Source organism: Rhodococcus sp. A14 (genome assembly GCF_011603105.1).
GTDB lineage: Bacteria > Actinomycetota > Actinomycetes > Mycobacteriales > Mycobacteriaceae > Rhodococcus_F > Rhodococcus_F opacus.
The window spans coordinates 1-3,245 of record NZ_JAAOQS010000223.1; the positions used below are offsets into that span (position 1 = coordinate 1).

General features: G+C 65.3%; 3 protein-coding genes and 1 pseudogene. All 4 read right to left on the reverse strand.

From position 1 onward, the window contains the following. Positions 1-83: 83 nt before the first annotated feature. Entirely contained in the window at positions 84-1,226 is a 1,143-nt protein-coding gene (locus G9373_RS44815) for a histone-like nucleoid-structuring protein Lsr2 (protein ID WP_167121247.1), read from the reverse strand. A 531-nt stretch (positions 1,227-1,757) separates the two neighbouring features. Next, positions 1,758-1,916 (reverse strand): hypothetical protein, encoded by a 159-nt coding sequence (locus tag G9373_RS44820; protein WP_167121245.1) that lies wholly within the window; start codon positions 1,914-1,916, stop codon positions 1,758-1,760. Positions 1,917-2,029: 113 nt separating this feature from the next. Further along, entirely contained in the window at positions 2,030-2,419 is a 390-nt protein-coding gene (locus G9373_RS46080) for a hypothetical protein (RefSeq protein WP_206033959.1), read from the reverse strand. A 5-nt stretch (positions 2,420-2,424) separates the two neighbouring features. Next, positions 2,425-3,245: pseudogene (locus tag G9373_RS44830) on the reverse strand (hypothetical protein); the annotation flags it as partial.

The following is a 3,245-nucleotide window of genomic DNA, read 5'->3' on the forward strand; positions in this document are numbered from 1 at the left end:
ATCCCCCCACCGCCGAGATCCCCACCGGCTCATGGCCTTCGCGGCTGGATGGTCGCACAGAGAATCGGGAGCAATGCTGCACCTCACGCGACCGAAATTTCGGCCTGAGCATCGTGGAAGGCTCGCTCGATCTCGACCGAAATCCGGCCGCGGGAGGACACCACATGGCCCGCCCCGATCGCCCACTCACGAATCTCCCTCGAAGACTTCTTCGCCGGAGCCTTACTCACCTCTTCCCTCTTCGCCGGCGCCTTCGCCGCGACCGCCTTCTTCACGGCCTTCTTCTCCGCAGTTGCCTTCGCCGCAACTGTCTTCTTCCCCGCCTTCCTTGTCGAGGCCGTCTTCGTCGCAACTACCTTCTTCTCCGCCGGAGCCTTGCCCGCCGCTACCCTCTTGACCGGAGCCGCCGCCACAGCCGTCTTCCTGGCAGCTGTCTTCTTCGCTGCCGCCTTCTTTACCGGCGCCGGTTTAGCCTCCGCCTTCTTCGCCTGAGCGTCATGGAAAGCTTGCTCAATCTCGGCCGGAATCCTTCCGCGGGAGGATACCTCGCGGCCATCCGCGATCGCCCAGGCACGAATCTCCTTGTTCGTCGTTGTCGCCGGACCTATATTCCCTACTGCCTTTTTCACCGGCACCTTCGCCGCGACCGGCTTCTTCCCGGTCGCCTTCTTCGCAGCCGTCTTCGCCGCGCCTATCGTTTTCTCCGCCGGAGCTTTGCTCGCCGCTGTCGCCTTGACCGGAGCCGCCGCGGCGGTCTTCTTGGCAGCTGTCTTCTTCGCTGCCGTCTTCCTTACCGGCGCCGCTTTGACCTGAGTCTTCTTCGCCTGAGCGTCATCGAAGGCTCGCTCGATCTCGGCCGGAATCCTGCCACGGGAGGACACCTCCAAACCCTCCCCGATCGCCCACTCACGAATCTCCCTGTTCGTCGTCTTCGCCGGACCCTTGCTCGCCGCCCGCTTTGCGGGGGCTTTTTCCCCGAGCACCTTCTTTACGGCCTTCTTCCTCACCGCTGCAGTCTCCGCGATTGCCTTCTTCGAGGCCTTCTTCTTCACCGGCGCCGGTTTGACCTGAGCCTTCTTCGCTTGAGCGGCATCGAATGCTTGCTCGATCTCGGCCGAAATCCGGCCGCGGGACGACACCTCCAATCCCTCCCCGATCGCCCACTCACGAATCTCTTTGGTCGTCTTTTGCGCCGAACCTGCTGAACCCCTCGGTGATACCGCCATACTTTTCTCCCTATTCGCCGGGCAATCGTCGATCGCACACAGTAGCGGCATTTCGGCCCTCTCACCGCCAGCAAATCGAAACGGCAAGTAATCACACGCGGGCCGCCCTGATTCCCGAGGACCCGTGCCATCACCCTTGTCGTCCAGCAGAAACATACAGAGCACCCTCTGGCGACGGTGCCGACTCCTGCAGGACCACTGCGGCCACACAGGCCAGGAACTTCTTCCGCCGCGAGAATGACGAATGCGAATATTATTGCACTGCATCCAATTACAACGACCAGCGGTCAGCCCAGCAGGACCTTCGCACATGCACCGAAGGCCACGAGACTGCCATGACACGAAACGCAGCTCAAGAACGAACAGCGGCGGGAAAGTGTCGAGCCCGCAACCACGGCAGGGAGGAAAGCGAGAGGGCCACACCGGAGACCCCATTCTCGCAATAGACCGCCGATCCCAACACCAGTTACGACACTGCGTCATGGCGCGGGATGCGCATCCAACCGTCCGTGACCGTTCTCGAGGACGGGGCTACGGAAGTCGGGCGCCGCCCGCCCCCACGTATTTCAGGTGGTGGACCTCGCCTGGGACCTTGACGACCTCGTCGCAGGTGCTCGGGGCGGTCAGCACGTCGTGGGATTCGGCGATGGTGAGTGCGGCCGAGTCGAGGGCTCCGCGGTCGAGCAGCATCAGGGGCGAGGTCGGCGGGGTTGTTGCGGCAGCGGTAGATCACCCCGTCGGCGCCGGGGTCGGCGCCGAGGATCTGATGGCAGGTGGTGCGGGACCAGGTGTAGGCGCCACGGTCACAGCCGACCAGGGTCCCGGACAGGTTCAGCGATCGGAGATCGCCGTCCAGCAGCGAGGTGACCGTGATGTCGCGGCCGAGGACCATCCAGGTGTGTCTTGCCGGCGAACCGCTTGCGGCGCACGATCCCTGACCGGGGGATGGGGATGTCGCGGAGGATGCCTTCCGCGACCGCTCCGGCCTGGGACAGTGCCACGTACAGGTATCCACCGTGGGAGTCGTCGATCGGCTCGAACCGCCCCTGCAGCGGGTCACCGAGCGTACGGATACCTGTGGCATTGAACGAGTTCGGTGGGTACGGGGATCCAGTACCCGAGATCCGGTGCAGTCCGGTGCCCGCGGGAATCACCCGGGTCTGCGGGGGCCGGCCGTTGTAGCGCTCAGTCACCGGTGTCAGTCCATGCCCATCTGCTCGGCCGCCACCATCAGCTCCACCTCGGCCTCCGTCAGCATGTGCACGGCAAGGCGGTCCACCGGCCGCTGGTCACCGATCAGTGGGTTCTCGGTGAACCACCAGTCCAGGGTCCCCCACGGGTCGAGGTCGCATTCCATCAGCCGGTTCGCGTGCTCGGCGACGGGGCGGATTTGTTTGCGCTCGCGGTCGAACTGGAACAGCGGATACCGGTACTGGTTGCCGACCTTCAGGCCGAGGAGTTGATGAGCCTTCCGCTTGGCGTTGGCCAGGGCCCGATTCACATTCCCGGACGGGGAGAGGATCTCGGAGACCTCCGTCGAGGAGATCGCGTCGCCCGACAGGGAGAGCGGGGACGCGTAGGTGAGGTTGCCGGTCGCGGTCTCCAATTCGACCTGTCCATGCGGATCGGTGCCTGCTGTGACGGTCGGGGCCGGATCGGCGAGACCCCGTTCGGTGCGCGGCGCCCGGTCACCCGCGCCGCCTTCGGTGCGGGCGGCGCGGGTGGCGCGGGGTAGCCGCTGCAGTTGGATGGTGACCACGTCGGTATCGCTGGTGTCGAACAACGCCCGCATCACCACACCGCCGGTGTCGGCGAGATCGGCGGCGTCCAATGCGGTGCGGAACGCGTCGGTGAGCCAATCCAGCGCCAGCCCCGTCGCCCGGAGATCGAACCGAAGCTCGAAGTCGACCTCGATGCCGCCGGCCGGGCGCCGCGACGCACCCTCGAACGAGGACACCACACGGGTGATCTCCCGCTGCCACTCCTGCGCACTCCTCGGGTGCTCCCGAACCTGCGTCC

What these genes read in the sequence shown, in the direction of transcription:
- G9373_RS44815 (WP_167121247.1), bottom strand. Translation starts at nt 1,226, where the DNA reads ATGGCGGTATCACCGAGGGGTTCAGCAGGTTCGGCGCAAAAGACGACC.
- G9373_RS44820 (WP_167121245.1), bottom strand. Translation starts at nt 1,916, where the DNA reads ATGCTGCTCGACCGCGGAGCCCTCGACTCGGCCGCACTCACCATCGCC.